The following is a 544-nucleotide window of genomic DNA, read 5'->3' on the forward strand; positions in this document are numbered from 1 at the left end:
AAAACAGTCCTCAACTCAAAGCAGTGGTGAACAAATTCATCCAAAAATCTCGCTCAGGCACACTCCTTGGAAACGTCATATATAGCAAATACATCGACAATACCAATTGGCTCAATAAGGCACTTAACCCTAAGAAAATTGCCCAGCTAGAAAAACTGTCGGCGTTGTTTTCGCGCTACGAGGAGAAATATGACTTGGATTATTTGCTGATTGCGGCGGTTGCGTATAAAGAGTCCGGATTTAATAACAACTTAGTCGGCACAAGAGGCGCTGTGGGCATAATGCAAGTCTTACCGAGCACAGCGCGCGATCCAAACATCAACATCAAAAATGTTCGACAACTCGAAAACAACATCCACGCAGGAGCGAAATACCTAGCGTTTTTGCGTCGGCAGTACTTTGGCGATAAGGCCATTACGGCTGAGAACAAAATTTACTTTACCTTAGCGGCTTACAATGCAGGCCCAGGTAATGTCGAGAAAATGCGCAAGCGAGCCGCACAGCAAGGCTACGACCCCAACGTTTGGTTTAATAATGTCGAAGT

General features: G+C 45.2%; 1 protein-coding gene. It reads left to right on the top strand.

The window, feature by feature from the left end; genetic code table 11:
• Positions 1-544: transglycosylase SLT domain-containing protein (locus R7E78_RS29755; RefSeq protein ID WP_318059098.1), on the top strand; the 544-nt coding region annotated here is incomplete at both ends.

The sequence above is a fragment of the Vibrio sp. YT-19(2023) genome (assembly GCF_033337395.1).